The organism is Streptomyces sp. 6-11-2 (assembly GCF_006540305.1).
Lineage (GTDB): Bacteria > Actinomycetota > Actinomycetes > Streptomycetales > Streptomycetaceae > Streptomyces.
In genome coordinates, this window is sequence record NZ_BJOR01000001.1 from 1,410,915 (window position 1) to 1,436,828 (window position 25,914).

Annotated in this window: 27 protein-coding genes and 2 pseudogenes; 12 read left to right on the forward strand and 17 right to left on the reverse strand. The window is 71.4% G+C overall.

From position 1 onward, the window contains the following. Nucleotides 1-2 precede the first annotated feature (2 nt). On the reverse strand, nt 3-1,457 hold the full coding sequence (gene hemG / locus TNCT6_RS05725) for a protoporphyrinogen oxidase (protein WP_141357218.1): 1,455 nt from the start codon (nt 1,455-1,457) through the stop codon (nt 3-5). 160 nt (nt 1,458-1,617) lie between these two features. On the opposite strand from hemG, the gene TNCT6_RS05730 reads away from it, so the two are divergent. Continuing rightward, nucleotides 1,618-2,622, forward strand: coding sequence for a DUF4349 domain-containing protein (locus tag TNCT6_RS05730; protein ID WP_141357220.1), 1,005 nt, complete (start codon nt 1,618-1,620; stop codon nt 2,620-2,622). A 78-nt stretch (nt 2,623-2,700) separates the two neighbouring features. Beyond that, entirely contained in the window at nt 2,701-4,110 is a 1,410-nt protein-coding gene (locus TNCT6_RS05735) for an FAD-dependent oxidoreductase (RefSeq protein WP_141357222.1), read from the forward strand. 3 nt (nt 4,111-4,113) lie between these two features. On the opposite strand, the gene TNCT6_RS05740 is transcribed toward TNCT6_RS05735, so the two are convergent. Beyond that, nucleotides 4,114-4,410 carry a hypothetical protein gene (locus TNCT6_RS05740; RefSeq protein ID WP_141357224.1) on the reverse strand — a complete coding sequence of 99 codons (297 nt, stop codon included), beginning with the start codon at nt 4,408-4,410 and terminating at the stop codon, nt 4,114-4,116. 125 nt (nt 4,411-4,535) lie between these two features. Here TNCT6_RS05740 and TNCT6_RS05745 point away from each other — a divergent pair, with 125 nt between their 5' ends. Continuing rightward, nucleotides 4,536-5,354, forward strand: coding sequence for a rhomboid family intramembrane serine protease (locus TNCT6_RS05745; protein WP_141357226.1), 819 nt, complete (start codon nt 4,536-4,538; stop codon nt 5,352-5,354). Between the two features lie 61 nt (nt 5,355-5,415). Here the strand turns inward: TNCT6_RS05745 and TNCT6_RS05750 are convergent, their stop codons facing one another. Then, entirely contained in the window at nt 5,416-5,853 is a 438-nt protein-coding gene (locus TNCT6_RS05750) for a cytidine deaminase (protein ID WP_141357228.1), read from the reverse strand. Between the two features lie 183 nt (nt 5,854-6,036). On the opposite strand from TNCT6_RS05750, the gene TNCT6_RS05755 reads away from it, so the two are divergent. Then, the gene (locus TNCT6_RS05755; protein WP_141357230.1) at nt 6,037-7,527 is read left to right on the forward strand and encodes a catalase; all 1,491 of its coding nucleotides are present in this window, start codon (nt 6,037-6,039) and stop codon (nt 7,525-7,527) included. A gap of 64 nt (nt 7,528-7,591) precedes the next feature. Here TNCT6_RS05755 and TNCT6_RS05760 read toward each other — a convergent pair whose 3' ends face one another. The 5 genes from TNCT6_RS05760 to TNCT6_RS05780 all read right to left on the reverse strand — a co-directional run bounded on the left by TNCT6_RS05760 (nt 7,592) and on the right by TNCT6_RS05780 (nt 13,104). Beyond that, complete coding sequence (locus tag TNCT6_RS05760; RefSeq protein ID WP_141357232.1) at nt 7,592-9,175, reverse strand: cell wall metabolism sensor histidine kinase WalK; 1,584 nt, start codon at nt 9,173-9,175, stop codon at nt 7,592-7,594. Further along, on the reverse strand, nt 9,172-9,924 hold the full coding sequence (locus tag TNCT6_RS05765; protein WP_141357236.1) for a response regulator transcription factor: 753 nt from the start codon (nt 9,922-9,924) through the stop codon (nt 9,172-9,174). Before TNCT6_RS05765 ends, TNCT6_RS05760 begins: the two co-directional genes overlap by 4 nt. Before the next feature lie 107 nt (nt 9,925-10,031). Beyond that, on the reverse strand, nt 10,032-11,591 hold the full coding sequence (locus tag TNCT6_RS05770) for a CotH kinase family protein (protein WP_141357238.1): 1,560 nt from the start codon (nt 11,589-11,591) through the stop codon (nt 10,032-10,034). Next, the gene (locus TNCT6_RS05775) at nt 11,591-12,268 is read right to left on the reverse strand and encodes a DUF4956 domain-containing protein (RefSeq protein ID WP_141357240.1); all 678 of its coding nucleotides are present in this window, start codon (nt 12,266-12,268) and stop codon (nt 11,591-11,593) included. Before TNCT6_RS05775 ends, TNCT6_RS05770 begins: the two co-directional genes overlap by 1 nt. Then, nucleotides 12,265-13,104, reverse strand: coding sequence for a polyphosphate polymerase domain-containing protein (locus TNCT6_RS05780; RefSeq protein WP_253266386.1), 840 nt, complete (start codon nt 13,102-13,104; stop codon nt 12,265-12,267). The genes TNCT6_RS05775 and TNCT6_RS05780 overlap by 4 nt, the downstream gene beginning before the upstream one ends. Nucleotides 13,105-13,452: 348 nt before the next feature. Here TNCT6_RS05780 and TNCT6_RS05785 point away from each other — a divergent pair, with 348 nt between their 5' ends. Beyond that, nucleotides 13,453-14,106 carry a CatB-related O-acetyltransferase gene (locus TNCT6_RS05785; RefSeq protein WP_141357244.1) on the forward strand — a complete coding sequence of 218 codons (654 nt, stop codon included), beginning with the start codon at nt 13,453-13,455 and terminating at the stop codon, nt 14,104-14,106. A 55-nt stretch (nt 14,107-14,161) separates the two neighbouring features. On the opposite strand, the gene TNCT6_RS05790 is transcribed toward TNCT6_RS05785, so the two are convergent. From TNCT6_RS05790 to TNCT6_RS05820, 7 genes are all read right to left on the reverse strand, one after another. Beyond that, complete coding sequence (locus TNCT6_RS05790; RefSeq protein WP_141357246.1) at nt 14,162-15,136, reverse strand: PDR/VanB family oxidoreductase; 975 nt, start codon at nt 15,134-15,136, stop codon at nt 14,162-14,164. Next, complete coding sequence (locus TNCT6_RS05795) at nt 15,136-15,636, reverse strand: hypothetical protein (RefSeq protein WP_141357248.1); 501 nt, start codon at nt 15,634-15,636, stop codon at nt 15,136-15,138. Before TNCT6_RS05795 ends, TNCT6_RS05790 begins: the two co-directional genes overlap by 1 nt. Before the next feature lie 85 nt (nt 15,637-15,721). Beyond that, on the reverse strand, nt 15,722-16,510 hold the full coding sequence (locus TNCT6_RS05800; protein WP_281154323.1) for an amino acid ABC transporter ATP-binding protein: 789 nt from the start codon (nt 16,508-16,510) through the stop codon (nt 15,722-15,724). Beyond that, complete coding sequence (locus TNCT6_RS05805) at nt 16,507-17,448, reverse strand: amino acid ABC transporter permease (RefSeq protein ID WP_141357250.1); 942 nt, start codon at nt 17,446-17,448, stop codon at nt 16,507-16,509. The genes TNCT6_RS05800 and TNCT6_RS05805 overlap by 4 nt, the downstream gene beginning before the upstream one ends. A gap of 1 nt (nt 17,449) precedes the next feature. Further along, a complete protein-coding gene (locus TNCT6_RS05810; protein WP_172632811.1) occupies nt 17,450-18,367 on the reverse strand; it encodes an ABC transporter substrate-binding protein in 918 nt (305 codons plus the stop codon). Between the two features lie 81 nt (nt 18,368-18,448). Beyond that, a complete protein-coding gene (locus TNCT6_RS05815) occupies nt 18,449-19,462 on the reverse strand; it encodes a succinylglutamate desuccinylase/aspartoacylase family protein (RefSeq protein ID WP_216372767.1) in 1,014 nt (337 codons plus the stop codon). A gap of 5 nt (nt 19,463-19,467) precedes the next feature. After that, nucleotides 19,468-20,493: an aromatic ring-hydroxylating dioxygenase subunit alpha gene (locus tag TNCT6_RS05820; protein ID WP_172632812.1), complete on the reverse strand. Its 1,026-nt coding sequence runs from the start codon at nt 20,491-20,493 to the stop codon at nt 19,468-19,470. Nucleotides 20,494-20,642: 149 nt separating this feature from the next. On the opposite strand from TNCT6_RS05820, the gene TNCT6_RS05825 reads away from it, so the two are divergent. Continuing rightward, nucleotides 20,643-21,341, forward strand: coding sequence for a GntR family transcriptional regulator (locus TNCT6_RS05825; protein ID WP_216372768.1), 699 nt, complete (start codon nt 20,643-20,645; stop codon nt 21,339-21,341). A gap of 12 nt (nt 21,342-21,353) precedes the next feature. On the opposite strand, the gene TNCT6_RS05830 is transcribed toward TNCT6_RS05825, so the two are convergent. Then, on the reverse strand, nt 21,354-21,821 hold the full coding sequence (locus TNCT6_RS05830) for an ATP-binding protein (RefSeq protein WP_141357256.1): 468 nt from the start codon (nt 21,819-21,821) through the stop codon (nt 21,354-21,356). On the opposite strand from TNCT6_RS05830, the gene TNCT6_RS05835 reads away from it, so the two are divergent. From TNCT6_RS05835 to TNCT6_RS05845, 3 genes are all read left to right on the forward strand, one after another. After that, the gene (locus TNCT6_RS05835; protein ID WP_373996156.1) at nt 21,703-22,488 is read left to right on the forward strand and encodes a DUF5753 domain-containing protein; all 786 of its coding nucleotides are present in this window, start codon (nt 21,703-21,705) and stop codon (nt 22,486-22,488) included. The two genes, TNCT6_RS05830 and TNCT6_RS05835, sit on opposite strands and share 119 nt — an antisense overlap. Next, a complete protein-coding gene (locus tag TNCT6_RS05840; protein ID WP_141357258.1) occupies nt 22,485-22,691 on the forward strand; it encodes a DUF397 domain-containing protein in 207 nt (68 codons plus the stop codon). The genes TNCT6_RS05835 and TNCT6_RS05840 overlap by 4 nt, the downstream gene beginning before the upstream one ends. A gap of 283 nt (nt 22,692-22,974) precedes the next feature. After that, nucleotides 22,975-23,193 carry a hypothetical protein gene (locus tag TNCT6_RS05845; RefSeq protein WP_141357260.1) on the forward strand — a complete coding sequence of 73 codons (219 nt, stop codon included), beginning with the start codon at nt 22,975-22,977 and terminating at the stop codon, nt 23,191-23,193. Between the two features lie 91 nt (nt 23,194-23,284). Here the strand turns inward: TNCT6_RS05845 and TNCT6_RS42035 are convergent. Then, nucleotides 23,285-23,365, reverse strand: a pseudogene (locus tag TNCT6_RS42035) (HD domain-containing protein); the annotation flags it as partial. Here TNCT6_RS42035 and TNCT6_RS05850 point away from each other — a divergent pair. The 3 genes and pseudogenes from TNCT6_RS05850 to TNCT6_RS05860 all read left to right on the forward strand — a co-directional run. Next, nucleotides 23,361-24,287, forward strand: a pseudogene (locus tag TNCT6_RS05850) (NAD-dependent epimerase/dehydratase family protein); the annotation flags it as partial. The pseudogenes TNCT6_RS42035 and TNCT6_RS05850 sit on opposite strands and share 5 nt — an antisense overlap. Next, entirely contained in the window at nt 24,284-24,946 is a 663-nt protein-coding gene (locus TNCT6_RS05855) for a spherulation-specific family 4 protein (RefSeq protein ID WP_141357262.1), read from the forward strand. The pseudogene TNCT6_RS05850 and the gene TNCT6_RS05855, both read left to right, overlap by 4 nt. Continuing rightward, complete coding sequence (locus tag TNCT6_RS05860) at nt 24,943-25,890, forward strand: endo alpha-1,4 polygalactosaminidase (protein WP_253266034.1); 948 nt, start codon at nt 24,943-24,945, stop codon at nt 25,888-25,890. The genes TNCT6_RS05855 and TNCT6_RS05860 overlap by 4 nt, the downstream gene beginning before the upstream one ends. The last annotated feature ends 24 nt before the right edge of the window (nt 25,891-25,914 follow it).

A 25,914-nucleotide genomic window follows, 5' to 3' on the forward strand; every position in this document is an offset into this window, starting at 1 on the left:
GGCTATTCTCCCGCTCCGCCGTGCGGACTCTGCACCGGGTCCGCGGTCAGCTCCCGCACGGCGCGCAGGTCGCCGTCCAGCTGGTCCACGGCCGCGTACGCGCTCGCGACGCACGCGGGGATGCCCACCCCGTCGTACACCGCGCCGCACACCGCCAGACCGGGCAGCTTGCCGATGTGCTCGCGGATGCGGGCCACGCGCGCGTGGTGGCCGACGGGGTACTGGGGCAGGCCGTCGGTCCAGCGGGTGACACGGGTCTCCAGGGGCGCGGCGTCCAGGCCGGTCGCCTCGCGCAGGTCGTGCCGGGAGACCTCGACGAGGTCGGCGTCCTCGCGCTGGAGGATCTCCGTCTCGCCGTACCGCCCCACGGAGGTGCGCAGCACGACCACGTCCGGGTCCTCGTCGGCGATCCAGCCCCACTTCTGGGAGGCGAAGGTGGACGCCTTGATGGTGCGGCCGTCGACGGGGGGCACCAGGAAGCCGCTGCCCTCGGGCAGGGCGGTGCCGGCGCGGCGGTAGGCGAGGGTGATCAGGGCCATGGAGGCGTACTCGACGGCCCGCAGCTCGGCGGCGGCCTCCGGGGACTCGGCACGCAGCAGCCCGGCGGCGGCGGGCGCGGGCACGGCGACGACCACCGCGTCGGCGTGCAGCACGCGGTCACCGGCGGCCACCCGCCAGGACGTACGGTCCTGCCGGCGCAGCTCCGTCACGGGGGTCCCGGTCAGGATCTCACCGCCGCGGGCCCGCACCGACTCCGCGACCGCGACCGGCAGCCGGCCCACACCGCCCTCGATGCCCATGAACACCGGCCCGGTCTGCTGTGCGGCGGCCGCCGCGTCCTGGATCTCGCGGACCCCTTCCAGCAGCGAGTCGTGGGTCTGCGCGGCCCGGAAGAGCTGCGGGACGGCCGAGCGCATCGAGATGCGGTAGGCGTCACCGGCGTAGACCCCGCCGAGCAGGGGCTCGACCAGGCGGTCGACGACCTCGCGGCCCAGGCGTGCGGCCACGTACTCGCCGACCGCCACGTCGTCGCCGACCTCCGTACGGGGCAGCTCGGCGTCGCGCTCGATGCGGGCCAGGCCCCCCTCGGACAGCACGCCGGCCAGCGCGGAGGCGGTGCCGGGCACGCCCATGACGTGTCCCTTGGGCATGGGCCGCAGGGCGCCGCGGGTCCAGAGGGAGGCGCTCGCCGTGGCGGGTGGCTGGAGGTGGCCGGCGAGTCCCGTCTCGCGCGCGAGGGTCACGGCTTCGGGCCGGCGGGCCAGCATCGACTCGGCGCCCAGGTCGACGCGGACGCCCGCGATCTCGCCCGGCAGCAGCTTGCCGCCGACCCGTTCCGCCGCCTCCAGCACGGTCACCCGCGCCCCGCGCTGCAACAGCCGGTGCGCGGCCGCAAGCCCCGCGATCCCGGCCCCGATGACGACGACATGGCCCGTGCCCGTACCCGTTGCGCTCATGAGCCCACTCTCTCAGACCTCTCCGGCGCTCCTCCCGCGCCCCGGTGTCCGCCCCGAGTCATGAACGTGACCGCATCGGAACCGTTTCCGGCCAACGTCTCGCGCCGCCCGGGAGTCGAAGAAGCGTCAGTGGTCACGAGGACCCTCGGGGGTATGCCACATGCGCACACGACGTTCCGTCCGGCCCGCTTCCGCCCTGGCCGGGCTCCTGCTCGCCGCCGCCCTCGCGCTCACCGGGTGCGGCGCGGGCGACAGCGGCGGCGGCAGCACTGCCGACGCCAAGTCCGCCGCGGACGCGGCCGGCGGAGAGGCCCGGAAGGGCGCGCCGGACACCGGCGGCGGCCAGGCCTCCGAGGCGAGGGCCACCACGCCGCCCCGGGTCGCCGCAAGCCACATCATCCGCACCGCCTCGCTCACCGTGCAGGTCAAGGACGTGCCGAAGGCCCTCGACGAGGCCCGCACCACCGTCGAGAACGCCGGGGGCTACATCGGCGACGAGAGCACCAGCCGCGACGAGGACGGCCACGAGCGCACCCGCGTGGTGCTGCGCGTGCCCGCCGACAGGTACGCCGAGGTCCTCGGTGGCCTGGAGGGCACCGGCAAGCTGATCGAGCGCACGGCGAAGGCGCAGGACGTCACCGACCAGGTCGTCGACGTGGACAGCCGCATCAGGTCGCAGCGCGTGAGTGTGGCGCGGGTGCGTGAACTGATGGACCGGGCGACCCAGCTCAGCGACGTGGTCAGCCTGGAGGGTGAGCTGAGCCGCCGCGAGTCCGACCTGGAGTCGCTGCTGGCCCAGCAGGCGTCGCTGAAGGACCGCACGAGCCTGGCCACCATCACCCTGTCCCTGTCCCGGACACCGGCGCCCGAGCCGGCGGTCGCCAAGGATGATCAGCCCGGGTTCATGGACGCGCTGGCGGGCGGCTGGCACGTGTTCGTCACCGTGCTCCGCTGGATCGCCCTGGCCATCGGGGCGATCCTCCCGTTCGCCGCGGCGGCGGCTCTCCTCGCGGCGCTGTGGCTGCGGGTCGTACGGCCCCGGCTGCCCGGGCGCCCCGCCGAAGCGACGCCCACCATGACCGCGCTGGGAGCGGTGCCGGACTCCCGGCGGGCGCCCGCACCCCCGGCCCAGAAGCCCGGCGGCGAACCGGACCCCCAGGACTGAGACGGCCTCAGGACCGGGACGACCTCAGGACCGGGACAACCTCAGGACCGGGACGGCCCGTCCCCGTAGCGTGTTCGCATGGACATGAGCGCTGCGCGGGATGCCCGGGGTACGAAGGAACGCCTTGTCGTGATCGGCGGCGACGCCGCGGGGATGTCCGCGGCGTCGCAGGCACGACGGCTGCGCGGGCCGGACGAGCTGGAGATCGTGGCGTTCGAACGCGGCCACTTCACCTCGTTCTCGGCGTGCGGCATCCCCTACTGGGTGGGCGGCGACGTCGGCGAGCGGGACCTGCTGATCGCCCGTACGCCCGAGGAACACCGCGCGCGGGACATCGACCTGCGGATGCGCACCGAGGTGACGGAGATCGACGTGGCCGCCGGCCGCGTGCGCGCGCGGGACGTGGATTCCGGTACGGAGTCCTGGACGTCGTACGACAAGCTCGTGATCGCGACCGGGGCCCGCCCCGTCCGGCCCGACATGCCCGGCGCCGACGCGCCCGGCGTGCACGGGGTGCAGACCCTCGACGACGGGCAGGCCCTGCTGGACAGCCTGGCACGCGCGCGTGGCCGCCGGGCGGTGGTGATCGGGGCGGGCTACATCGGGGTGGAGATGGCCGAGTCGCTCATCAAGCGCGGCTACGAGGTGACGGTCGTCAACCGCGGCCGGGAGCCGATGTCCACGCTCGACCCCGACATGGGCCGTCTGGTGCACCGGGCCATGTCGGGCCTGGGCATCACCATGGTCGACGACGTCGACGTGACCAAGGTGCTCACCGGCGACGACGGCCGGGTCCGGGCGGTGGCCACCGCGGACGCCGAGTACCCGGCGGACGTGGTCGTGCTGGGCATCGGGGTGCGCCCCGAGACCGCGCTCGCGCGGGCGGCCGGGCTCCCGCTCGGCACGCGCGGCGGGCTGCTCACCGACCGGGCGATGCGGGTGCGCGGCCACGAGAACATCTGGGCGGGCGGCGACTGCGTGGAGGTCCTGGACCTGGTCTCCGGACAACTGCGCCACGTGCCGCTGGGCACTCACGCCAACAAGCACGGCCAGATCATCGGCACCAACGCGGCCGGCGGCTACGCCACCTTCCCGGGTGTGGTCGGCACCGCGGTGAGCAAGGTGTGCGACCTGGAGATCGCGCGCACCGGGTTGCGCGAGAAGGACGCCCGCCGGGTGGGCCTGAAGTTCGAGACGGTCACCATCGAGTCGACCAGCCGCGCGGGCTACTACCCCGGCGCCTCCCCGATGACCGTCAAGATGATCGCCGAACGCCGTACCGGCCGCCTGCTGGGCGTGCAGATCGTCGGCCGTGAGGGCGCGGCGAAGCGGGTCGACATCGCCGCGGTCGCCCTCACGGCCGGTCTGACGGTGGAGCAGATGACGGCCCTGGACCTGGGCTACGCGCCGCCGTTCTCCCCGGTGTGGGATCCGGTGCTGGTGGCGGCCCGGAAGGCCGCGGCGAAGGTCCGCGCCAGCATGGCGTGAGCCCTACGCCGTTCCGTTCAGCCTCGGCAGGGAGGAGACCGAGCCGCTGGACGTCACCGCCGACGCCGTCGCGGCCGGCTGCTCCCCGGCCGGCCGGGCGTGCGTGGCCGTGGTCCGGGTGGAGCGCAGCCGGTGCCCGACTGCCTCGTCCAGCGTCACCGGGCGCTTCATCTGGGACGCCAGCCGGCCGGCCTCCTGGCCGAGCCGGGCGACGTCCTCCCAGGGCAGTCGCACCACCAGGGTGAGCTCGGCCTCGCCGTCGGGCAGCGCGTGCACCGCGGGAGTGACTCGGTCGTTCATCGCCTGTTCCTCACGTCGTCCCCGCGGCCCGCCTTCCCCGGACCGCGGGTGGTTGAGGAGGCATACGTACACGCGGACGGCGGCGTTCACCGGTTCGGCGAGCGCATCTCGGGCAGAACTTCCCCGTGGTCATTCCCGTCCATGATGTGAACCCGGCGCGGCGCACTCCGTGGGTGACGTACGCCCTGATCGCCGCGAACTTCGTCGTGTTCCTGCTCACCCCCGGCATCGCCGGGTCCTTCACGGGCAGCAGCACGCTGGCGCAGTTGTGCCACCTCCAGGCCTTCACGGAGCAGTACGCGCTGGTGCCGAGAGAGTTGATCCACCATCAGTTGCCGTCGCTGGTCCCGACGGGCGTCGTCGGGGTGGGCGTGCACGGCCCGGGCTGCGTGGTGGGGCCGCCCGCCTACGACAAGTCGCCCGTGCTGTCGGTCCTCACGGCGATGTTCCTGCACGGCAGCTGGCTGCACCTGCTGGGCAACATGCTGTTCCTCCTCATCTTCGGCAACAACATCGAGGACCGCATGGGCCATGTGCGGTTCCTGCTGTTCTATGTGGTCTGCGGGTACGCGGCCGCATACGGATTCGCTCTCATGAACTCCCAGTCCGCGACTCCCCTGATCGGCGCCTCGGGAGCCATCGCCGGCGTCCTCGGCGCCTACCTGCTGCTCTACCCGAGGGCACGGGTCTGGGTGCTGGTCCCCTTCCTGATCTTCCTGCCGCTGCGACTGCCGGCCTGGGTGGTCCTGGGCTCCTGGTTCGTGCTCCAGGCGTTCTACTCCTCCGGCCAGGCCGTCGCCGAGGCGGGCACCGTGGCCTACCTGGCCCACGTGGTCGGCTTCATCGTGGGCATGCTGCTCGCCTGGCCCCTCAAGCCGGGCACTCCCCCACCGCCCGAACCGCCCCGCATCCTCTTCGGCCGGCAGACGCGACGGGCCTGGTAGGGCCACACGCCCGAAGCCGGTGCCGTGGCAGGCGACGTTTGGCCTGCGACCGCCTGAGGCGTCAGCTCGTGCCGAGGGGTGCGCCCTCCTCGGCGTCGAGCTGGTGGTCCGCCCAGATGTAGCTTTCGGGAAGCAGGTCCGTGACGGGCACCATCCGGAGGCCATCGTCCGTCCCGACGATGACCTCGAGGGCTGGGAAGTAGTCGAGAAGGACCTGGCGGCAGCGGCCACAAGGGGGCACGACGCCTCGGTCGCGGTCACCCACGGCGACGATGGTGTCCAGGTCGTAGGCCCCCTGGGCAGCAGCGGTGCCGATGAGGACCAGCTCCGCGCAGGGGCCTCCGGTGAAGTGATAGGCGTTCACCGCGGTGACGATCCGGCCGTCCCTGGCGCGGGCCGCAGCCGCCATGGTGTGGTTGTCACCCCGGCAGCGTGTGGCCGCGACGTGCGCCGCTGCCCGGATCAGTTCGTGGTCGACACGGTCGGTCTGTGTGGTCATCTTCTCCGCTTTCTTGCACGGTCGGGCGACGTCGGCTCTGTCTACGACGGAGCCTGGGCGCCGGTCCTGGACGTGGATCCGACGGTGTCACCCATAACGTGCGACTCGGTGTGTTTAGTACGGGTTCTTACGGTCACGCGCATGGAAGGGGATGGAGGACCGGCACGACGAAAGGGCAGTCTCATGACGGAGTTCCTTCCCGCCACCACGACGGACTCCGGCGCGCCCGTGGAGAGTGATGAGCACTCTCTCACCCTGGGCCCGGGCGGGCCGGTCCTGCTGCAGGACGCCTACCTGATCGAGCAGATGGCCCAGTTCAACCGGGAGCGGATTCCCGAGCGCCAGCCGCATGCCAAGGGGAGCGGCGCCTTCGGCCACTTCGAGGTGATCGAGGACGTCAGCGCCTACACCATGGCGGCCGTGTTCCAGCCGGGCACCCGTACCGACCTGGTCATTCGCTTCTCGACGGTCGCCGGCGAGCGGGGCAGCCCCGACACCTGGCGTGACCCTCGCGGCTTCGCGGTGAAGTTCTACACCACCGTGGGCAACTACGACATGGTCGGCAACAACACGCCGGTGTTCTTCATGAAGGACCCGATGAAGTTCCAGCACTTCATCCGCTCCCAGAAGCGCCGCGCGGACAACAACCTGCGCGACCACGACATGCAGTGGGACTTCTGGACGCTCTCGCCGGAGTCCGCGCACCAGGTGACCTGGCTGATGGGAGACCGCGGCATCCCCCGTACCTGGCGCCACATGAACGGCTACACCTCCCACACCTACATGTGGATCAACGCCAGGGGCGAGCGGTTCTGGGTGAAGTACCACTTCAAGACCGACCAGGGGATCGAGTTCTTCACCCAGCACGAGGGCGACCAGATGGCCGCCGTCGACACGGACTACCACATGCGCGATCTCTTCGAGCACATCCGTGACGGCGACTTCCCCAGCTGGACGCTGTACGTGCAGGTCATGCCGTACACGGAGGCCGCGCACTACCGCTTCAACCCGTTCGACCTCACCAAAGTGTGGCCGCACGGTGACTATCCGCTGATCCCGGTCGGCCGGATGACCCTGGACCGCAATCCGACCGACAACCACGCGGAGATCGAGCAGGCGGCGTTCCAGCCCAACAACTTCATCCCCGGGATCGGGCCGAGTCCGGACCGCATGCTGCTGGCCCGGCTGTTCTCCTACGCGGACGCCCACCGGCACCGCATCGGCGCCAACTACCAGCAGCTTCCCGTGAACGCGCCCATCGTCGACGTGCACACCTACTCGAAGGACGGGGCGATGGCGTACCGGAAGACGACGGATCCGGTGTACGCCCCGAACTCCAAGGGCGGTCCCGCCGCCGACCCCGCCCGCTTCGGCCCGCCGCCCAGTTGGGCGGCCGACGGCGAGATCATCCGTACCGCGTACGTCTCCCACGCCGAGGACGACGACTGGGGGCAGCCCGGCACCCTGGTCCGGCAGGTCCTGGACGACGCCGCCCGGGACCGTCTGGTCGACAACGTCGTCGGGCACCTCCTCGACGGGGTCAGCGAGCCGGTCCTGGAACGGGCCTTCACGTACTGGTCGAACATCGACGAGACGATCGGCAAGCGCATTGCCGACGGCGTGCGGTCCAAGGCCGACGAGAAGGACGCCGGCCAGGGACCTGGCCGGCGCTGATCACGCCGGGACGACCTCGCCGACGCCGGCGCAGTTTGGTGGGTCGCGATGGGGTCGTGGCCCCTCAAGCCGGGCGCTCCCCCACCGCCGGAGGAGCCGCGCCGCGTCCTCTTCGGAAGGCCGACGTGTCGGGCCCGGTAGGGGGCGAGTCGGGGAGCAGCAGGCGGAATGTGCAGCCCTCGCCGGGGCGGGTGTCCAGTTCCAGGCGTCCGTCGTGTGCCTCGGCGATGGCGAGGCCGAGGCCGGAACCCGGTTGGGGCCGCGACCCCTGCGGTTCGGCCCGGAAGAAGCGGTCGAAGACACGGGCTGCCTCGTCGGGGTCGAGGCCGGGGCCGTCGTCGGCGACCTCGATGACGCAGAGGGGCGTGCCCGGCGCCGGTGGCGGGCCGGCGCCGGTGCGGTCGGGGCGGTCTGTGCCGTAGCCGTGTTGGCCGGCGTGAGCGGCGCCGACCCTGACGCGGACGCAGGTGTCGTCGGGGGTGTGGGTGCAGGCGTTGGAGAGGAGGTTGCCGAGTACCTGGGCGAGTTGGTGGGGATCGCCGGACGTCTCGACGATGTCGAGACCGCGCTCGTGGCCGCCGGGGTGGGTGAGGAGCGGTTCGAGGGTGATGGTGCGCCGCGAGTGGCGGACGGCGGTGGTGGCGATGGCGTCGGCGGCCAGGGAGAGCAGGTCGACGGGCTCGCGGTGCGGAAGGGGGGTGTCGCCGAGTGTGGCGAGGAGGAAGAGGTCGTCGACGAGGCGGCTCATCCGCTCCGCGTTGTGGTTGATCAGGGTGTGGGCTTCGTGCCGTCGCAGGTCGCTCATCCGGGGTTCGTCGAGGAGGAGTTCGGCGAAGCCCTGGATCGCGGTGAGGGGCGTGCGCAGTTCGTGACCGGCGTCCGCCATGAAGCGGCGCAACTGCTGTTCGGAGGTCTCCGTGCGATGCAGCGCGGTGCGCAGGCGGTCGAGCATCGTGTTCAGTGCCAGGCTGAGCCGGCCGACCTCGGTGTCCGGGTCGGTGACGGGAACGCTGAGTTCCAGGGCGCCCTCGGTGATGCGCTGGGCGGTCCGCTCGACGCGAGTGAGGGGGCGCAGGCCGAGGCGGACGGCGACGTTGCCCAGGATGACGACTCCGCCGGCGACACCGATGCCGAGAACGACGCTGAACCAGAGCAGTTTGGTGGTGGCGCCGTCGACGGTGTCCAGGGGAAGGGCGACGACGGCGTGCATGTCGCCGGGCCCCGAGTGGTCGATCACCCGCCACCCGGATCCGGACGAGTCCTCGGACTCGACCGTCCTCGGCTTCTCCGTGTCCAGGTGCAGGTCGGCCGCCTTCTCGGGCAGGCGCGGGCCGGGGCTGTCGCCGTTTCCCAGGGAGGCGCGCAGCAGGTGTCCGTCCTGGCCGTAGAAGTGGACGCGGTAGTCCGAGGGCAGGGCGTCGTTCCCGCCGGGGGGCCGCAGCGCGCCGTCGCCGCCGATGTCGCGGTAGACGTCGGCCGGGGGACGGAAGTGGGTGAGCCGGTCGTCGACCTGGTCGGTGAGCCAGGAACGCACGACGGTCAGCCCGGCGATCTGGCACAGGACGACGGCGCAGGTCGCCAGAAGGCCGGCGATCAGCACGAGGCGGCTGCGCAGGGAGCGCGGGCGCGGTCGGGCCGGCCACCTCATCGCGCGCCCGTGTTCGTCTCGTCGCGCGGGAGCCGCAGACAGTAGCCGACTCCGCGCACGGTGTGGATCAGCGCGGGCGGGTCGCGGTCGATCTTGCCGCGCAGGTTCTTGACGTAGGTGTCGACGATGCGGGTGTCGCCCGAGAAGTCGTACCGCCACACCTGCTGGAGGATCTCGGTCTTCTCCAGCACGCGTTCGGGGTGGGACAGCAGGCAGGCCAGGAGCCGGAACTCGGTCGGCGACAGCTTCAGGAGCCGGTCGGCGCGCCGTACCTCGTGGGTGCGCTCGTCCAGGGTGAGGTCGGCGTAACGCAGGGGAGGGCGGACGCCGGGGGTGGAGGCGGGGGCGCTGCTGCGGCGCAGGATGGCGCGGATGCGCAGCAGTACCTCCTGGACGTGGAAGGGCTTGGTGACGTAGTCGTCGCCCCCCGAGCTCAGGCCGATGATGCGGTCCTCGACGCCGGTACGGGCGGTGAGGAACAGGACAGGGGTGTAGGCGCCCTGGGCGCGCAGGTCGCGGGTGAGCCGGAAGCCGTCGGTGTCGGGCAGCATGACGTCCAGCACGATCAGATCGGGGCGGCGGCTGCCGGCCTCGAACATGGCTTCCTGCCCGCTGGCCGCGCTCGCCACGATGTAGCCGGCCGCGCTGAGCGCGGAGGTGAGCAGGGTACGGATGCTGGGGTCGTCCTCGACGACCAGGACGGTGTGCCCGGCGGCGGGGGTCCGTGCAGGGGTGTGCTGGTCGATCACGTTCGGGCACCTCGGTGTACGGGAGGACGGAGTCGCTGTGGGGATCCGGGCGGGCCGACCGGCACCCGGGCAACGGCTTGGTGAGAGACCCCGGGATGCCGGTGTTTTCAGCCGGTCACTTGTTTGTCCTTGGCGAGTGCCGCGGCACGGTCGGTGATGGTTTCGCCGAGCTCGGCGACGGCGGTGTCCAGTTCCTTGGAGCCGGCTCCCGCGGAGCGGGCCTGGTCCGCGACGGACTGGAGGTCCTCGGCCGCCGTACCCGACTGGTAGAACTTCTGGTACAGCGCTCGGTAGGCCTTCTTGTAGACGCCGTCGAACGCGTCGGCCTCCAGGAACCTGGTCTTCAGGACATGCTCCATGAAGCCCCCCTGGCCGCCGGGCATGCCCTGGCCCGGATCGCCGCCCTGACCGCCGCCGGCCGCCCCGCCGGGCATTCCTTCAGGCATCCCCTCGGGCATCCCCTCGGGCGTTCCGCCGCCCATGCCGCCTCCCATGCTGACGGAGTCGTCGGGCCCGGCCGTCGCGTCGCCGCTGAAGGTCAGGTTGTAGTCCCAGCCCAGAACGGAGAACTTCCTGGTGTCCAGGTCGTACCACAGCAGGTAGTTCTTGCCGGGGCCGGCCATGTCGTCGAAGTTCAGCAGCAGGTTCTGCGTCGCGAGATAGGTGGCCAGCGAGTCGACGTCCACGTACGTGCCGAGGTCCCGGGCGAACTCCTCGTCCGAGGCCTTGTCGGCCCACTTGATGAGCTTCATCACCGGTTCGAGGTCCCGGCTGCCCTTCTTGTTGAGCTGCTTGAAGGAACTCTCGTAGTCCGTCGGATCGTCACCGCGGTAGGTGAAGCTGCCGCCGGCCTTCGCCTTGTACAGCACGCCGTTGCCGTCGGCGACATCCTCGGCGTAGTCGGTGTCGGGGCTTTCGACCATGAGCCGCGTGACGGTGGGCCGGTTGTTCACCGTCAGCCGGGTGAAGGAGTACCGCTCGGCCTTCTGCCCGCCCCGCCGGGTCAGCGACAACGACAGCGCCTCGTTCACCGGAACCTGGCCGTTGCTGCCGGGACGCAGGGAGATCTCCCGCTCGCCTTGATAGGCACGGCCGTCGACGAACTCGTCGATCTTGACGAGCCAGGGCAGTTCCTCCGGCTTCTTCTCGGACAGGTCGTACTGCATCATCCCGCCCATGCCGCCCGCCCCGCCGGGTGCGCCGGCCGGAGCCCCCTGCGCGGCATCGGGGAAGCCGCGGCCGCCACCGGGCATGCCCTTGCTGCCGCGCAGTGCCATCAGCGTGGAGTTGCCCTTGAGCCGGATCCCGACGTCGTTGAGGCAGACCCCGTCGATGATGAGATCCGCCTCGATGTACTCCTTGCTGCCGTCGTCCCGGAACTCCTTCATCATTTTGTCGAAGTCGGTCTGCTTGTAGGTGAGTTGGATCGAGTGCGACACCGACGTGTCGTACAGGTCCACGGTTCCCCGGACGTTCTGGGTGATGGGGTCCGCCTCGGCCCTCGAGGCGGACGTGACATAGGGGGAGATGCGCGCGTCGCCCAGGAAGAAGACCATCGCGGTGAGGCCGACGCCCAGTGCCGCGGTCGGCTTCCAGTGGTGGCGCAGCCGCACCGGCAGCCGGTCCCGCAGGCGGCGCCGGTGCCGCACCGTGTTGTCCCCGGCCATCACAGATCGGTGGTGTCGTAACCGGTCAGGACCGTGACCCGCTGTCCGGACGTCCGCTCCTGAAGGGCGGTGACCAGGTCGCCGGGCTCGGCGCCCTTCTTCAGCCGCACCGTGTAGAAGATCTCGCTCAGTGCGCCGCCGCGGATCGTCTCGGTGCTCACCAGCTCGAACTCGCTGGTGTACTTGATCAGTACGTCACGGATCTGCGGCGTGCAGTCGTCACCGGCCGGGACCTGGACCTTGACGACCTGGCGCTGCACGTTCAGCGCGAACCAGTTGAACTTGAACATCACGAGGACGACGGCGCAGATCACCACGGCGCCGACCGCGGCCAGCGTGTAGAAGCGGGCACCGCAGGCCATGCCTGTCGCCATGGCGAGGAAGATGAAGCCGACGTCCCTGGTCTCCTTGACCGCGTTCCTGAAACGGACCACGGACAAGGCGCCGACCAGTGAGAACGCGCGCGCCAGGTTCGAGCCGACGACCAGCATGATCAGCGCGACGATCATGCCGACGACGACCAGGGTCTGGACGTAGGACTGGCTGTAGGAGACATTGCGGTGCGTGTACCGGTACACGTAACCGATCAGCGTGGACAGGACGAACGACAGCACCATCGCCGCCACGACGTCGGTCACGCTGAACGTGCCGCTGAGTTCCTGCAGATCGAAGTTCACTTTGCTCCTGCCTTCATCGGCGCGTCCTGCGCCGGCCGCTGCCGGGGCGGCTGTGCTTCAGTGGGGGTGGGTGGCGGGCAGTCCGCCTCGTTGACGTGGAAGACCGAGCGGGGGGCCAGGCCGAAGGCCTCGATGGACTGCACGTACTTCGAGATCCGTACGAGGTTGAGGTCGCGGCGCGCGGTCAGGTCCGTGATCCAGTGCGGGGTGCGCTCGTTGACCTTGATCTCCATGACCGACAGGTGCGGCGGGATCGTGAACCGGTTCTGGGGCGTCTCGATGCCGAAATGGAAGTCCCGGTCCCGGCCGCGGACACGGCGGTCGAAGGTGACGCGCAGACCGGTGTCCGCGTCCCGGCCCACCAAGGCCTCACGCTGGTAGCCGGTGACCGCGGTGGGTTGAAGGTTGAGCCGCACGACGAGTTCGAGGACCTCCTGGATGAAGGCGCTCTCCTTCGCCGAGTGGGGCACCATCTCCCGGCCGTCGCACAACTGCCGCGCCGCACCGTAGGAAAGGGTGATGCGGCGCTTCTGCGTGACCCGGTTGACGCGCTGCTTGATCTCCACGCACACCGGCGACTCGTCGGTGATCCCGTCGAGGTCGCCGTAGTGGCGGATGCGCAGCTTGCGGCGGAACTTCAGTCCCTCGATCTTCTCCCAGTAGAAGCGCAGCTGAGGAGTGTCGTAGTACAGGCTCCACACACCGTAGCCGCCGACCGGGCTGTGCAGGTCCCGGTCCATCCGCTCGGCCAGTTCGTCCCGGATATCCGCCGCCTGCTCCACAGGGACCAGGTACTTCAGCTCGAACCGGTTGAACGCGTGCAGCCGACTCGCCACGTGCAGCGGTTCGTCGTGCGTACCTTCCCCGCCCTCGCCGGGCCGGACCTGATCGGCCCGGCCGTCGCGCGCCGCGGTTGCCTTCGACAGGAACACCATGCGCCTCCGTGCTCATACGTTGCGGACCGACCGACCCCGCACACGCAACCAGTGGCACATGATGGGCTCATGAGAATCCCGGGTTGATTCCAGCAGTCCTCACGATGGCCAGAAAGCGAACACGAGGAATCGGTGGCGCGGTTACGGGCGCGTTCACCGGCCGCACTCCGGTACATCGGTGTCCTGGGCGAGGCTGTGCCGCGATCATGGACCGGACACCGGCACGCAACCGATGAGGTACCGCCCGCCATGCCTGTCCCTGCAGAGCCGACGGTCCTCCACCCGATGCCCGGGCAACCGCGGGTGCTGCTCCGGCCGCTGGTGAAGTCCCCGCTGATCGAGGTCGGGGAGTACTCCTCCTACTCCTACGACGACCCGGACGACCCGACCGCGTTCGAGACCCGCAACGTGCTCCACCACTGCGGCCCCGAGAAGCTGATCATCGGCAAGTTCTGCGCGCTGGGCACGGGAGTGCGGTTCATCATGAACGGCGCCAACCACCGCATGGACGGCCCCTCGACCTTCCCCTTCCCCACCATGGGAGGCTCGTGGCCGGAGCACTTCGACCTGCTCACCGGCCTGCCGAACCGAGGGGACACCGTCGTCGGCAACGACGTCCGGCTCGGCCATGGGACGACGGTGATGCCCGGCGTACGGATCGGACACGGCGCGATCATCGCCACCGGCGCCGTGGTCACCTCCGACGTACCCGACTACGGCATCGCCGGGGGCAACCCGGCCCGCCTCGTCCGCACCCGCTACGACGACCGGGACATCGCCCGGCTGCCGTCGGTGGCCCGGTGGGACTGGCCCGCGGAGCACACCACCGAGCATGCGCGGACGATCATGTCGGGCAGCATCGCCGATCTCGAAGCCGACGCCCCGGACGCCCCGCACAGGTGACGCGCACACGGCGAGGCCCGCGCCGAGGACCGTGCCCCGGCGCGGGCCTCGGCGGTCAGAGGTCCAGCACCAGCCGGGGGCAGCGGGCGCGGCCGACGCAGATCATCATCGTGTCGTTGGCGGCGCGTTCCTCCTGCGACAGGAGGCTGTCCCGGTGGTCGGGCACGCCCTCGACGACCTTGGTCTCGCAGGTGCCGCAGATGCCCTCCCGGCAGGAGTTCGAGGCGTCGATCCCCTCGTCCTCCAGCGCTTCGAGGATCGTCCTGCCGGCGGGCACGGTGACGCTGCGGCCGGAGCGCTGGAGCACCACCTCGAACTCCCCGTCGGCGTCCGCGGCGCCGGGCTCCCGGGGCGCCGCGGCGAACCGCTCGGTGTGCAGGGCGCCGGGAGGCCACGGGGCACAGAGCCGCTCGACGGCGGCGAGCAACGGCTCGGGGCCGCAGCAGTAGACCGCCGTCCCCCCCCGCGGCACACCCAGGAAGGGCTCCAGGTCGAGCAGGCCGAACTCGTCCTGCGGGCGCACCAGCACCCGGTCGCCGTAGCGGGCCAACCGCGGCAGGAACGCCATGCTCTCTCGCGTCCGCCCGCCGTACAGCAGCGTCCAGCGGGCGCCGGCGGCGGCGGCCCGGTCCAGCATCGGCAGCAGCGGGGTGATCCCGATGCCTCCCGCCACGAACAGGTACTCGGGGACGTCGATCAGCGGGAACCGGTTGCGCGGCCCGGTCACCTCGACCTCCTGACCGGGGCGCAGGGTGTCGTGCACGGCCCGGGAGCCGCCGCGGGACGCCGGTTCCCTGAGCACGGAGACCCGCCAGACGGACCGGTCCGCGGGCGATCCGTTGAGCGAGTACTGCCGGGTGAGGGAGCCGGGCAGGCACAGGTCCAGGTGCGCTCCCGGCTCCCACGCCGGCAGGTCGCCGCCGTCGGGCCGCCGCAGGTGCACCGAGACCACCCCTTCGGACTCCCAGATCAGGGCGGACACACGCAGCCGCAGCCGCCGCTCCCCGTCCGCGACGGGTGCCGCCGCCATCAGGGCACCCAGCTCAGGGTGCGGCCCCGGGCGGAGCCGAGGCGGACCACGGCGACCCGGGTGTCCAAGCCGTCCGAGGTGCCTGGGCCGTCCGGGTGCCGGACGTCCACGTGCAGGGGGTCGTCTCCCGCCAGCACCATCGCGTCCGCGTCCGCCAGCAGGTGCCGTTCCTCCACCAGCAGCCGTCCTCCGGTGGACACCAGGACCAGCACATCGTCCTCGGCGCGGTCCACGGTCGTCCCGGCGCCGGGGTCGAGTACCTCCACACGGGCACGGACCGCCGCGGGGTCGGCCGCGACCTCCAGCAGCGCCCCGTCCGGCAGGGCTTCGGTGATCCGCGACGCTCCGGGCAGCGGGGCGGTGCTGGGGCCGTGTCCTTCGGCGAGCAGCCGCACCTGCCACTGCCAGGGCTCACGGCGGGGCGTGTCCGGTGCGGCCGCGACCTCCCGGCAGCCGCCGTCCACCTGCCGGTGGGCGTTGGCGCGGAGCAGGAGCCTCATCGGTCGTCCTCCTTCGTCGTCACTCGGGGAACTCGAGGGGATTTCTCACTCGAGGGCGTTTCTCAAGGGTGGGTGCCGGAGGCGCTCAGCGCACGGCGGCCAGGAAGGCTTTGGTCCGTTCGTGCCGAGGTGCGGTGATGACCTGCCGGGCGGGTCCGGTCTCGACGACCTGGCCGCCGTCGAAGAAGACCACCCGGTCGGCGACCTCGCGGGCGAAGCCCATCTCGTGGGTGACCACGATCATGGTCATGCCGGACGCGGCCAGGTCCCGCATCACCCTGAGCACGTCGCCGACGAGTTCGGGGTCCAGGGCGGACGTCGGCTCGTCGAACAGCATCAGCTTGGGCCGCATGCACAGCGCCCTGGCGATGGCCACGCGCTGCTGCTGCCCGCCGGAGAGGTGGCGCGGGTAGGCCTGGGCCTTGTCCTTGAGTCCCACCTGGTCGAGCAGGTCCAGCGCCCGCTCGGTGACGACCGCCTTGGGCTCCTTCAGCGCGCGCCGGGGCGCCTCGACGAGGTTCTCCAGCACGGTCATGTGGGGAAAGAGGTTGAAGTGCTGGAACACCATGCCGATCCCGGTGCGCCGGCGGCAGATCTCCTTGTCGCCCAGTTCGTGCAGCCTGGTCCCGCGCTGCTCGTAGCCCATCACCTCGCCGTCCACCCACATCCGGCCGCCGTCGACGGTCTCCAGATGGTTGATGCAGCGCAGGAAGGTGCTCTTGCCCGAGCCGGACGGGCCGATGAGGCAGACCACCTCGCCCCGCCGGACCTCCAGGTCGACTCCCTTGAGGACCTCCAGCCGCCCGAAGTGTTTGCGGACCTTCTCGGCCCGGACCATCGGGGCCGGTTCCGCGGTGGCACTGCCGGTGGTCATGACTGCCTCCCGGTGGCGATCGGCGCGTGGGTGCTGAGCATCTGCCTCAGCCGCTGGAGCGGGGTGGGCGGCAGCGTGCGGTTGCCGCGCGCGAACCGGCGCTCGACGTAGAACTGCCCGATGGTGAGGACGCTGGTGACGACCATGTACCAGATGCTGGCGACGATGAGCAGCGGGATGGTCTGGAAGTTGCGCGAGTACAGGATCTGCGCGGAGTAGAGCAGGTCGGGCACGGCGAGCACGCTCACCAGGGCGGTGGTCTTGAGCATGCCGATGGTCTCGTTGCCGGTCGGCGGGATGATCACCCGCATGGCCTGGGGCAGGATCACCCGGCGCATGGTCTGCATCCGGGTCAGGCCCAGCGCTCCGGCGGCCTCGGCCTGGCCGTGGTCGACGGACAGGATGCCGGCCCGGACGATCTCCGACATGTAGGCGGCCTCGTTCAGGCCGAGGCCGAGGATGGCCGCGACCAGCGGGGTGATCAGCCGGTTGGCGTCCAGGGACAGGCCCGGGATGCCGAAGGTCAGCGTGGGGTAGAGCGCCGCCAGGTTGTACCAGAACAGCAGTTGCACCAGCACGGGCGTACCGCGGAAGAACGACACGTACAGGAACGCCGCGGAGCGCACGACGGGGTTGACCGACAGGCGCATCACCGCCAGGACGATGCCCAGTACGACGCCGAGGACCATGCAGATCGCGGTGAGTTCCAGTGTGACGGCCAGTCCGCGGCCGATGGACACGTCCCGCAGGTAGGTGTTGACGACGTCCCAGCCGAAGCGGGGGTTGGTGAACACCGACCGCAGCGTCGCCGCGCCGATCAGCAGCAGTGCGACCGCCGTGAGCCAGCGGGCGGGGTGCCGTTTGGGGACGACGGTCGGCTCGGCGTCCGGTGTCTTCGCCTCGGTCTCCCGGGCGAGCGGGGTGGGCGGGGCGCTCATGTCAGCTCCCGGACTTCAGGTGCAGGCCGGCGGGAATGTCCCACTTCTTCATGAGCGACTCCATGGTGCCGTCGGACAGGAGGGCCTTCATGGCCGCGTCCAGGGCCGGCTTGAGCGCGGAGCCCTTGGGCACCGCGATGGCGATGGGGGACGGCTCGTAGTCGGCGCCGGGTGCGAGCTCGAACTTGCCGTTGGACGCCTTGGCCTGGAGCGCGAGGGAGACCGAGTCGGCCATCACCGCGTCGACCCGGCCGCTGACGACGGCGAGGTTGGCGCCGTCCTGGGAGGGGAAGAGCTCGGCCTTCACCGGGGCCTTGCCCGCGCCGGTGCACTGCTGGGAGATCGCGGGCAGCTGGTTGAGGCCCTGGAGGCTGCCCTTCTGGGCCGAGATGGTGTGCCCGCACAGCGACATCGGTTCCATCTCGAGGCCCAGCGGGTTGCCCGCCTTGACCGCGATGCCGGAGCCGCCGTTCAGGTAGGCCACGAAGTCGACGGTCTTCGCCCGCTCGGGGGTGCTGGAGAAGGCGGAGGCGCCGATGTCGAACTTGCGGGCGGCGAGGCCGGGCAGGATGCCGTCGAATCCGGCGTTGACGTGCGTGACCTTCAGGCCCAGCCGGGCGCCGAGGGCGTCCGTCATGTCGACGTCGAAGCCGATCATCGTCTTGTTGTCGGTGTCGAAGTACTCGAACGGCCGGTAGGACGCGTCGCTCGCCACCGCGAGCACGCCCTTGGACTTGACGTCGGCGGGGAGCAGCGCGGCGGCCGCGGCGTCCACCGCCGCCGTGCCGGCACCACCGCCGGACGCCGCCGCGGACGGCCCCGGACCGGCGGAACCGCCTTCGGCCGATGCGTTGGTACAGCCGGCGAGAGCCAGCGCGACGACTGCCGCGAGGAGGGGAAGACGTATCGGATGGCGCACGGGATCGTCCTTCTTGAGGGAGGGCAGGACAGGGGTGGGTGGTGCGTCAGTGGGAAGGGTCGGAGCGGCGGCCCCGGACGGTCAGCAGGCGGCCGGAACGGCGGTGTCGGGGCGGTCGGCGGCCAGGTGGTAGAGGGCGTCGCCGAGGTCCACCAGCGGTGGCCGCCGGACGACGGCGACGATGCCCGTGCGGTGTGCGAGGACGGGGACGGAGGGCCGCGCGAGTTCCTCGACGGGGTGGACCCGGCCGATCGGATCGCCCTCCTCGACCTGCTGGCCGATGCGGGCGATGGGCTCGAAGAGCCCCCGTGCGGGGGTGTACACGGCGCCGTCGGCGAGCAGGTCGATCCAGCGGGTCGGCGGGGCGGGCGGGGTGTCCGGCTCCGCCGGAAGGATTCCGGCTCCGGCCAGCACTCGGCGCAGTCCGTGGACCGCGTCGGACACGAAGGCGGGATTGACCTCACCGCCGCCGCCGAGCTCGGTGGAGATCATCGCGACCCCGGCGTCGTCGGCGGCGGTGGAGAACGAACCAGGTTCGAACCGCGCGGGCACGACCATCGTCCAGGGCAGCCCCATCTGCTCCGTCAGCCGCCGCTTCGCCTGCCACGCCTCGGGGGTCGGGCCGTCGTAGACGAAGACCGACGGGAGGTAGTGGCTGCTCGATCCGCCGGAGTGCAGGTCCATCACCAGGTCGGCGTGCGGCAGCAGTTCGCCGGCCAGGGCGTGGGCGACCTGGTCGGTGGGGCCGCCCTTGTCGTTCCCGGGGTAGCTGCGGTTGAGGTTCCCGCCGTCGAGCGGGGAGACCCGGGACGCGGTACGGACCGCGGGCAGGTTCAGCGCCGGCAGGACGATGAGCCGGCCGGTCAGCCGCTCGGGATCGGTCTCGCGCAGCAGGCGGTGCAGAACCACCTGCCCCTCGTACTCGTCGCCATGCGTACCGGCGACGAGCAGGGCCGTCGGGCCCGGCGCGCCGGAGAGCACCGCGACCGGGACCGGGACGACGCCGTTGTCGTGCCGGTTGTCCGAGTGGGTGAGGTGGATGGCACCGATCCGGCGCCCCGGCGCGTCGAGGTCGATGCCGTGCAGCCGCGTCACGGCCCTCAGCCCTTCGCGGTCTGATCGGCGGCCTGCTCGGCGGCGAGCAGCCGGCCCAGGATCCGGCGGGCCTTGGCGACGCCGGCGTCCTGCCCGATGAGCACGTCGTGCTCGCCGTCGGGGCGCTCCCGCATCCCGGTCTCCTGCTCGCGCAGCGCGTCGGCGTCCTCGCGCAGCACGGTCTCGAGGCCGACCTCCAGTTCCTTGGTGGCCCACTCGGCGTCGACCGCGAAGTTGCGGCTGAAGGCGTAGTAGTACCAGGTGGTCCGCTCGTCGACCGGGGTGATCCCGTTGAGCACCTTGATGAGGTGACCCTCCTCGCGCGGGCGCCCCTGGGCGGTGATGCCGGAGTGCAGCACGTGGTAGCTCGGGATGTGGAACTCGGTGGCGTGGAACCGGTCGTACAGGCCCTCGGTGCCCATGGTCCGCGCGTACAGCGGCGGCGCCTCGACACCGGGCATGAAGCGGTCCACGGTCACGACGGTGCCGTCCACCTCGACGGTGATGCCGTACTCGGGGATGTAGTCGTCACCGACGGTCGTCTTGTGCAGGAACGTTTCGTGGGTGAGGTCGAGCAGGTTGTCGTGGATGAGGTCGTGGCGGCACTCGAAGAGCATCGTGTGGGTGACCGTCGCCCACGCGGGGTCGTTCATCCAGTGCGTGTCGGGGACCAGGCTCTCGTCGGCGAGGTCCTCGTCACCGGTCCACATCCAGATCCAGCCGTCCTTCTCCACGACCGGGTAGCGGCGCACGCGGGCCCGGGCGGGGATGGCGGCCTGGGCGGGGACGCGGGTGCACACGCCGTCGGGCCCGTAGGCGAAACCGTGGTACCCGCACTCGACGGAGTCCCCCACGGTGCGGCCGGCGGACAGCGGGTAGGCGCGGTGGGCGCAGCGGTCGGCGAGAGCCACGGCCGCGCCGTCCTGGGTGCGGTACAGCACGAGGGGTTGCTTGCAGACGACCCGGCGTACGGGCTTGCGGGTGACTTCGGTGGACCAGGCAACGACATACCAGGTGTTCAGAACGAACACGGCCAGACCTCCTCTGGATGCAGTGCGCACACCGTATACAGTGAGTTCAGGGAAGACAACGGTCCGCGCGAGGTGGAATTCTTCGGCGGAACGGAACCGAAATCCCGGTCCGGAACGGCGCTCAGGACGGAGACACAGAGGTGGAGCCTTTGCGGAGCGACCCCAGGGACACCCGGCCGTTGGGGGTCCGGGTGTACGAACAACTCCGCGACGAGATCGTCTCGGGCGACCTGGAAGCCGACGCCACCCTGGTGCAGGAGCAGGTGGCGGAGCGGCTCGGCGTGTCCCGCACCCCGGTACGGGACGCGCTGAACCGCCTCGCCCACGAGGGACTGGTCACCTGGCTTCCCGGCAGCGGATACATCGTCAACGCCCTGCAGCCCAAGGACATCGCCGAGGTCTACCAGGTGCGGCAGTCCCTGGAGACGCTGGCCCTGCGGCTGGCCTGCGGCCGGCACGACCGGGCCCGGCTGGCCCGGCTGGCGGCGGTGATCGAGGAGATGGCGGCCACGGATCCGGCCGACGCGGCGGCGCAGTTCGAACTCAACCGGTCCTTCCACCGGCTGCTGATCGAGCCCTGCGACAACGCACTGCTCCTGCGGATGACCGACACCCTCTGGGACCACCCGGTCAACCGGCGCATCACCCGCTCCTACGTCCACGAGGCGGGCAACGTCCCGCTCATGGTGAGCGAGCACCGCGCCATCCTGGAGGCCGCCCGCACGGCGGACGAGGAGCTCCTGGTCCGCCTGGCGACCGAGCACATGTACACCGGCTACCGCGAGACCCTGCCCGCCGACAGCGGCCTCGACCTGGTGCCGCGGCCGGAGTCGGAGGAGCCTGGCTGAGGACGGGCCGCCTCACGCGGAGGGCAGGTCGAGTTCGGCGCGGACGGCCTTGCCGGGCAGGGCCACTCCCCGGGACACGCGGTCCAGCACCTCCCACCGGTCGGCGAGCGCGTCGACGAGGAACAGGCCCCGGCCGGTCTCGTCGAGCGGCGCCGGGGCCGTGGCCTCTTCGCGCGCGGGCGGCCGGCGGTCACCGCGGGTGTCGGACACCTCGATGCGCAGCAGGAGGCCCGGGGTGTGCGTCAGGCGCAGTTCGAAGTCGCGGCCCGGTACGCGGCCGTGGGTCACGGCGTTGGCGGCCAGCTCGCCGACGATCGTGGCGGCGGCGTCCGAGAGCGGGGTGCCGTGCGGGACGCCCCAGGTGTGCAGCTGGACGAGGGCGAGGTGCCGGACGAGGCGGGCGCCGAGCGGGGTGGAGCTGGGCGAACTGGTCTGCTTCTCCAAACACACGGTGGCATCGGTGGAGTTGGGCCGCCGCATGCCGGACCCGGTCTTCGTGGAGCGGACGGAGTCGGCCCTGGGCAACACGGGCGCGCTGCGGAAGGCCGCGAGCCATTTGACTCGGCAGCCGGGACTGGCGGCGTGGTTCCGGCAGTGGGCGCGGCTGGAGGCGATGGCGATCAGCCTGTGCACGTACGAATGCCGGGTCGTGCCGGGCCTGTTGCAGACGGAGGCGTATGCGCGGGCGGTGTCATTGAGTGTGCCGCCGATTCCCGACGAGGAGGAGCTCAACGAGCGGATCGCGGCCCGGATGCAACGACAGGAGTTCCTGTCGACGCAACGGAAGCCGCCGTGTGCGTTCAGCTTCATCGTCGAGGAGTCAGTGCTGCGGAGGGGCACGGGTGGTACCGAGGTCATGCGGGAGCAACTGGACCGCCTGCTGGACGTCGAGCCACGCTGGAACGTTGAGATGCAGGTCATGCCGTTGTGGCAGCCCGTGCACGCGGGGCTGGACGGACCGATTCGGCTACTGGAGACGCCGGAAAATCAGTGGTTCAGCTACTCGGAGGGACAACAGAGCGGACGTCTCATCTCGGACCGGAAAGAGATCAGCCTCCTGCACCAGCGGTATGCGAAACTGCGTTCGCAGGCTCTCACCCCCGCAGACTCCCGGAGCCTGGTGGAGCGCATGCGAGGAGCGCTATGAGCAGCACGTCAGAACTGATCTGGTTCAAGAGCAGCTACAGCGGCTCGCAGGGAGACGACTGCGTGGAAGTCGCCGTCTCCTGGCAGGAATCAGCTCGCGTCGAGGCCGTCCGCGTCCGCGACTCCAAGAACAAGCAAGGCCCCCAAATCGCCCTCTCCCCCACCGCGTGGAACGGCTTCGTCTCGTACGCCCCCCAGCCCTGACGCCTTACGGCAAAGCACCCCGCTCCGGTCGACTCCGGTGCGGGGCGCTTGCTTTCGTTCGCCTGCCCTGGCCTGCGTATCCGGAACACTCCCGCGAGTGCGGGGAGCAGTGTCTGGTCGGCCACCGGGGGCTCCTCGAGGCGTTGTACCGGCACCGACAACCCGCCCGGACATGGCTCATGGGACGGCTGGCGGACACTGGGGCGTCATGCCGGCCGTGAGCGCCCGTGCGCCCCCGAAGGCCCTCTCCCGGCCGCCGTGGGCGCGGCGCACTGTCGACTGCATGGGGGAAACCTGGGAAGCGTGTGTGGGCCGCGGGGACGGCACGGACTGCCCGAACGGGGAGACCTTCGAGGCGGGAACGGACGAGCCCCGGTGCGAGGAGTGCCAGCACCACTGGGAACTGGACGAAACGGAGCGGGGCCGCCGCCTGCGGGAGGACGTCGGGCCGACCCGGCCGATGGGGGACCCGGGCGAGGCCGGGCAAGGAACCGCGGCGTAGAGCGCCGGCACCCCGGACCGAAGGCCGCGGGGCGCTCGGGGACGTCCGCCCTACCCGACCGGACACCGCTGATCCCGAAGCCGCTGCACCGCCCGGCCACAACGGCACTGTCCTCCATATGCCGCCACAACGGCAGCCAACCGTCGGAATCACGCTCGTGCTTGGCCCACACCTACGTGGACACCAACGTCACCGGCACGCTCAACGTGCTGGAGGCGGTGCGTGCCCTGGGCACGCCCCGGCTGGTGCACACCTCCACGAGCGAGACGTGCGGCACCGCCCAGACCGTGCCGATCTCCGAGGACCACCCCATCAACACCCAGTCGCCGTAAGCCGCTTCGAAGGCGGGCGCCGACCGGCTCGCCGACAGCTACTACGCGAGCTTCGCCACCCCCGTGGTGACACTGCGGCCGTTCAACACCTTCGGACCACGCCAGTCGATGCTGCGCGAGGCGGCCCCGGCCGCCCGCCTGGTACACCTCGGCTCGGCCGCCGAGTACGGTCCGGGACGGCCGGGAACGAAGGCGGCGGAGTCGGCCGCCACCTGCCCGCTCGGCCCGTACGGCGCCACCAAACTCGCGGGCACGGTCGCGGTGACCGCCTGCGGTCTGGACGCGGTGGTGCTGCGTGTCGGCAACCCGGTGGGTCCGGGGGCACCGGTCACCGGACTGCCCGGCCGGATCACCGCGCTGCTGCGCGCGGCCGGTCCGGACCCGGACGCGGTGCTGCGGCTCGGCGACCTGTCCGCCCACCGCGACTTCGTGGACGTACGCGATGTGGCCCGCGCGGTGGAGCTGGCGGTCACGGCCGGCGGTCCGCTGCCTTCGGTGCTCAACATCGGCGGCGGCGAGGCCGTCCGTGTCCGCCGTCTGGTACGGGAGCTGGCCGGGCGGGCCGGATTCCGGGGCCGTATCGAGGAGGACGGGGGCGGCTCCGCGCGCTCGGCGCGGGTGTCCTGGCAGTGCTCCGACATCGGCGCGGCCGCCCTCGCCCTGGGCTGGCGGCCGTCGCACACCTTCGACGAGTCGCTGGCCGCGCTGTGGACGGCCGCCGAGCCGGCGTCCCGCGCGCCGGGAGCCGAGGTCGTCCCGTGAGCCTGCTGGTTCCGCTGTACGTGCACCCGGCCGAGGATCCGGGTGCCTGGCACCGGCTGATCAGGTCGGCGGCCCGCACGTACGCGGTCGTGCTGAATCCGGCCGGCGGGCCGGGCGCGGGCCCCGACCCGGCGTTCACGGCGGTGGCCGAGGCGCTGCGGGCGGCCGGTGCCCGGCTGCTCGGCTACGTGGACACCGACTACGGAACGCGCGACGCGGCCGAGGTCGCCGACGAGGTGCGCAGGCACCGCGAGTGGTACGCGGCCGACGGCTGCTTCCTGGACCGCGTGACGGCGGCGCCGGACGGGCTGCCGGCCTGCCGGAAGCTGGTCCGGTCGGCCCGCCGGCTCGGCGCCGGGACGGTGGTGCTGAACCCGGGCGTCCATCCGGCGCCCGGCTATGCCCGCATCGCCGATCTGACGGTCACCTTCGAGGGTCACTGGTCGACGTACGTGTCGGCCTTCAGCCGCCCGTCCTGGGCGGCCCGGCAGCCGGCCGAGCGGTTCTGCCACCTCGTCTACGGGGTGCCCGAGGCGCTCGTGCCGCTCGCGGTGCTGACCGCGTGCGCCCGCGGTGCGGCGGTGTGCGGGCCGGTGGCGGGAGAACAGCCCAACCCCTGGGCCGGGTTGACCCCGGCACTGACCGGGACGGAGCGATGAGGATCAGGACACTGACGTGCGCGGCGGCGCTGACCGCGCTGGCCGCCTCCCTGCTGACGGGGTGCTCGGGCGCCGACCGGGACGAGGGCGGAGCCCCACGGCCCGGTCCGACCAGAACGGCACCGGGCAGCCCTGGCCATCCGCCGAACCCGGAGGCGACGCGCTCTCCCACGACAGCCACCACGGAGCCGGAGAGAACGCGCCCTCCCACGACGGCCGGGGCGACCCCCGGCACGCCTCGAAAGGTCCTGTGGCGGCCGCGCCCCGGACTGGCCTGGCAGTGGCAGCTCAACGGCAGGGCCGATCCCTCGGTCGACGTGCCCGTCTACGACATCGACGGCTTCGAGAACTCCGCGGCGGACGTGGCCCGTCTGCACCGGGCCGGCCGCAAGGTGATCTGCTACGTCAACGTCGGCGCCTGGGAGGATTTCCGGCCCGACAAGGACGCCTTCCCGCGCTCGGTGCTCGGCGCGACCAACGGGTGGGACGGCGAGCGCTGGCTCGACATCCGCCGCCTCTCCGTCCTGCGCCCGATCATGGAGCGGCGGTTCGACATGTGCCGGGACAAGGGCTTCGACGCGGTGGAACCCGACCTGCTGGAGGCTTACTCCAACCGGACCGGCTTCCCGCTCACCGCGCGCGACCAGCTCCGCTACAACCGCATGATCGCCGAAGTCGCCCACGAGCGCGGCCTGTCGGTGGGTCTCAAGAACGACCTCCCGCAGATTCCGCAGCTCGTGGGCGACTTCGACTTCGCCGTCAACGAGGAGTGCGCGCAGTACCGGGAATGCGAGCGGCTCACCCCGTTCGTGAAGGCCGGCAAGGCCGTCTTCCATGTGGAGTACGCGGTGCCCGCCGACGGCTTCTGTCCGCTCTCGCGCAGGCTGGGCCTGTCGTCCATGCGGAAGAAGCTGGAGCTGGGGGTGTGGCGCGAGCCCTGCTGAGCCGGTTCGTCGAGGGCCCGCGGC

Excerpts from the sequence above, each read along its gene's own strand:
- TNCT6_RS05760 (WP_141357232.1), bottom strand. The coding sequence starts at position 9,175 with ATGAGGTGGCCGGCCCGACCGCGCCCGCGCTCCCTGCGCAGCCGCCTC.
- TNCT6_RS05785 (WP_141357244.1), top strand. The coding sequence starts at position 13,453 with ATGCCTGTCCCTGCAGAGCCGACGGTCCTCCACCCGATGCCCGGGCAA.
- TNCT6_RS05755 (WP_141357230.1), top strand. The coding sequence starts at position 6,037 with ATGACGGAGTTCCTTCCCGCCACCACGACGGACTCCGGCGCGCCCGTG.
- TNCT6_RS05860 (WP_253266034.1), top strand. The coding sequence starts at position 24,943 with ATGAGGATCAGGACACTGACGTGCGCGGCGGCGCTGACCGCGCTGGCC.
- TNCT6_RS05840 (WP_141357258.1), top strand. The coding sequence starts at position 22,485 with ATGAGCAGCACGTCAGAACTGATCTGGTTCAAGAGCAGCTACAGCGGC.
- TNCT6_RS05790 (WP_141357246.1), bottom strand. The coding sequence starts at position 15,136 with ATGGCGGCGGCACCCGTCGCGGACGGGGAGCGGCGGCTGCGGCTGCGT.
- TNCT6_RS05845 (WP_141357260.1), top strand. The coding sequence starts at position 22,975 with ATGGGGGAAACCTGGGAAGCGTGTGTGGGCCGCGGGGACGGCACGGAC.
- TNCT6_RS05735 (WP_141357222.1), top strand. The coding sequence starts at position 2,701 with ATGGACATGAGCGCTGCGCGGGATGCCCGGGGTACGAAGGAACGCCTT.
- TNCT6_RS05795 (WP_141357248.1), bottom strand. The coding sequence starts at position 15,636 with ATGAGGCTCCTGCTCCGCGCCAACGCCCACCGGCAGGTGGACGGCGGC.
- TNCT6_RS05805 (WP_141357250.1), bottom strand. The coding sequence starts at position 17,448 with ATGAGCGCCCCGCCCACCCCGCTCGCCCGGGAGACCGAGGCGAAGACA.
- TNCT6_RS05770 (WP_141357238.1), bottom strand. The coding sequence starts at position 11,591 with ATGGCCGGGGACAACACGGTGCGGCACCGGCGCCGCCTGCGGGACCGG.
- TNCT6_RS05830 (WP_141357256.1), bottom strand. The coding sequence starts at position 21,821 with ATGCGGCGGCCCAACTCCACCGATGCCACCGTGTGTTTGGAGAAGCAG.
- TNCT6_RS05750 (WP_141357228.1), bottom strand. The coding sequence starts at position 5,853 with ATGACCACACAGACCGACCGTGTCGACCACGAACTGATCCGGGCAGCG.
- hemG (WP_141357218.1), bottom strand. The coding sequence starts at position 1,457 with ATGAGCGCAACGGGTACGGGCACGGGCCATGTCGTCGTCATCGGGGCC.
- TNCT6_RS05800 (WP_281154323.1), bottom strand. The coding sequence starts at position 16,510 with ATGACCACCGGCAGTGCCACCGCGGAACCGGCCCCGATGGTCCGGGCC.
- TNCT6_RS05740 (WP_141357224.1), bottom strand. The coding sequence starts at position 4,410 with ATGAACGACCGAGTCACTCCCGCGGTGCACGCGCTGCCCGACGGCGAG.
- TNCT6_RS05730 (WP_141357220.1), top strand. The coding sequence starts at position 1,618 with ATGCGCACACGACGTTCCGTCCGGCCCGCTTCCGCCCTGGCCGGGCTC.